The sequence below is a fragment of the Promineifilum sp. (SeqCode) genome (assembly GCF_041918635.1).
Classification (GTDB): domain Bacteria; phylum Chloroflexota; class Anaerolineae; order Promineifilales; family Promineifilaceae; genus Promineifilum.
Genome location: NZ_JAYRVJ010000523.1, coordinates 1 through 3,340, shown reverse-complemented (window position 1 = coordinate 3,340; position 3,340 = coordinate 1). Strand labels below are relative to the sequence as shown.

General features: G+C 67.5%; 3 protein-coding genes. All 3 read left to right on the top strand.

The genetic code is table 11. From position 1 onward, the window contains the following. Positions 1 to 285 (top strand): cation transporting ATPase C-terminal domain-containing protein (locus ACE3UY_RS15680; RefSeq protein WP_374688439.1); only part of this gene is annotated, 285 nt, incomplete at its 5' end. Positions 286 to 370: 85 nt separating this feature from the next. Further along, on the top strand, positions 371 to 2,386 hold the full coding sequence (gene tkt, locus ACE3UY_RS15675; protein WP_374688437.1) for a transketolase: 2,016 nt from the start codon (positions 371 to 373) through the stop codon (positions 2,384 to 2,386). Next, on the top strand, positions 2,383 to 3,340 hold a 958-nt coding region (gene tal / locus ACE3UY_RS15670), incomplete at its 3' end, for a transaldolase (protein ID WP_374688436.1). The genes tkt and tal, both read left to right, overlap by 4 nt.

Sequence of the window (3,340 nt, the reverse complement as noted above, 5' to 3'; positions counted from 1 at the left end):
GAACTCTTCCGCGCCTACACCGTCCGCTCGGAGCGGGTTTCGGTCTTCCGTCTGGGCGTGTTCTCCAACAAGTACATGCAGTATGCCGTGGCCCTCTCCATTACTCTGCTACTGCTGGTGGTCAACGTGCCCTTCTTGCAGCCCATCTTCAACACCCATTTCCTGTCGCTGAATGAGTGGTTAATCGTGCTCGGCCTGGCGCTCATCCCCGCTACCGCCGAGGAGATCACCAAAGCCTACTTGCGCAGGGGTGATCGGAATAGGCCCGCGGTTGTCACCGCCTGAGATTCACGTACCCCCTGACCCTGAGGCCGCAATCCGAACTTGCGGCTTCAGCCGTTCAGGCCATTTCGTCATCGCGAGGCTCGCCATGCAAGAGACCCAACAACTTCAAGACTTAGCCATCAACACCATTCGCTTTCTGTCCGCCGACAGCGTGCAGCAAGCCAATTCCGGCCATCCCGGCCTGCCCATGGGCGCGGCGCCGATGGCCTACGCGCTCTGGACGCGCCACCTCCGCCACAACCCGGCCGATCCCACCTGGGCCAACCGGGATCGTTTCGTACTATCGGGCGGCCACGGCTCGATGCTGCTCTACAGTCTGCTCCACCTTACCGGCTACGACCTGCCGCTGGAAGAGTTGCAGCGCTTCCGCCAGTGGGACAGCCTGACGCCGGGCCATCCCGAATACGGCCTGACGCCGGGCGTCGAGACCACCACCGGCCCGCTGGGCCAGGGGTTCGCCAACGGCATCGGCATGGCCATGGCCGAGGCGCACCTCGCCGCCACGTTCAACCGGCCCGACTTCCCGCTCATTGACCACTATACCTACGCCATCGTCACCGACGGCGACCTGATGGAGGGTGTGGCCTCGGAGGCGGCGTCGCTGGCCGGCCATCTGCGGCTGGGCAAGGTCATTTACCTGTACGACGACAACGAGATATCCATCGAGGGTTCCACCGAGCTGGCCTTCACCGAAGATCGCGTCGCGCGGTTCGAGGCGTATGGCTGGCACGTGCAGCGCATCGACGACGGTCTCAACGTGGAAGCCATCGACCGGGCCATCACGGCGGCGAAGCAAGACCCCCGCCCCTCTCTGATCAGCGTCCGCACCACCATCGGCTACGGCCTGCCTACGCGGGCGGGCACGGCCAAGGCCCACGGCGAAGCGCCGGGCGACGCCGAACTGAACGGGGCCAAGGAGAAGATGGGCTGGCCGCTGGAGCCGCGTTTCCTTATTCCAGGCGAGGCGCTGGAGTTCTTCCGGCAAGTCGTGGGCCACGGCGCGCAACTGGAAGCGCAGTGGTGTCAACAGTTCGAGGCGTACCGCGCGGCCTACCCGGAGTTGGCCACCGAACTGGAGCGGCGTCTGGCTGGCCGCTTGCCCGACGGCTGGGACGAGGGGCTGCCCGAATTCCCGGCCGACGCCAAGGGGCTGGCGACGCGCTCTTCGTCCGGCAAGGTGCTCAACGCGCTGGCCGCCAAAGTGCCCGAGTTGATGGGCGGCTCGGCCGACCTGGCCCCCTCCACCAACACCTGGCTGACGGGCATCCCCGCTTTCAGCGACGATCCCGCCGGGCGCAACATCCACTTCGGCGTGCGCGAACACGGCATGGGCTCCATCGTCAACGGCATGGCCTACCACGGCGGCATCATCCCCTATGGGGCGACGTTCCTCGTCTTCTCCGACTACATGCGCCCGCCCATCCGGCTGGCCGCACTGTCCCACATCGGCCCCATCTGGGTCTTCACCCACGACAGCGTCGGCGTCGGCGAGGACGGCCCCACTCACCAGCCGGTGGAACACGTCGCCGCCCTGCGGGCCATCCCCAACTTGCTCACCCTGCGGCCGGGCGACGCCAACGAGGTGCGCGAGGCGTGGAAGATCGCCGTCGCCAACCGCCGCCGCCCCACCGCCCTGGCCCTGACGCGCCAGACCGTGCCCACCCTCGACCGCGCTACCTATGCCTCGGCCGAGGGGGTGCATCGGGGGGCCTACGTGCTAGCCGACCTGGGGCCGCGCCAACCGCAACTCATCCTGATGGCCTCCGGCTCCGAGGTGGCGCTCATCACCGACGCCGGCCAGCAATTGGCCGAGCGCGGCGTCGGCGTCCGCCTGGTGTCGTTCCCCAGCTGGGAGTTGTTCGCCGAACAGGACGCGGCCTACCGCGACTCAGTCCTGCCGCCCGAAATCGAAGCGCGGCTGGCTGTGGAGGCGGGCATCTCGCAGGGCTGGCACCGCTGGGTCGGCTCGAAGGGACAGGTGCTGGGCATTGACCGCTTCGGCGCATCCGCCCCGGCCAAGGATGTCTTCACCAACCTGGGCCTGACCGCCGCCCACGTCGTCGAACTGGCGACCGAACTACTCAACAGGGGGTTGACATGAATACTGCACAACAACTGGCGCAAGTAAGGCAATCGCTCTGGTACGACAACATCCAGCGCGGTCTGCTGGACAACGGCGAGATGGCTGGTATGGTCGCCCGCGGCGAGATTCGCGGCGTCACGTCGAACCCGACGATCTTCATGAACGCCATCACCAAGTCGAACGACTACGCCGCCGGGCTGCTCCCGCTGGCCGCGGCCGGCTGGAGCGCGGAGGCGATCTTCTGGCAACTGGCGATTGAGGACATCCAGGCCGCGGCCGACCTCTTCCGGCCGCTCTACCACGAAACCAACGGCGGCGACGGCTACGTCAGCATCGAAGTCAACCCCAACCTGGCCGGCGACACCGAAGCCACCCTGGCCGAAGTCCAATCGCTCTGGCGGCGGGTGGATCGCCCCAACTTGATGGTCAAGATTCCGGCCACCCGGGCGGGCATCCCGGCCATTCGCGCCGCCATCGCCGCGGGGATCAACGTCAACGTGACCCTCATCTTCTCCCGCGCGCGCTACGCTGAGGTGATGGACGCCTACCTGAGCGGTCTGGAGCAGCGCGCGGCTGCGGGGCAGCCGGTAGACGGCATTGCCTCGGTCGCCTCCTTCTTCGTCTCGCGGGTCGATAGCAACGTCGATCCGCGCCTACAAGCGATCGTAGACGGCGGCGGGGCGCAGGCCGCCGAGGCCGCCGCCCTGCTGGGCCAGGCGGCCATCGCCAACGCCCGGCTGGCCTACGCCGACTTCAGACGAACGTTCGCCGGCCCGCGCTGGGAGAAGCTCCAGGCGGCCGGGGCGCGCCTCCAGCGTCCCCTATGGGCCTCCACCGGCACGAAGAACCCGGCCTATAGCGACGTGCTCTACGTCGAGGAACTGATCGGCCCGGACACAGTCAACACCGTGCCGCCGCAAACGCTGGCGGCCTTCCTGGATCACGGGCGGGTGGCCCTCACGCTGGAGCGCG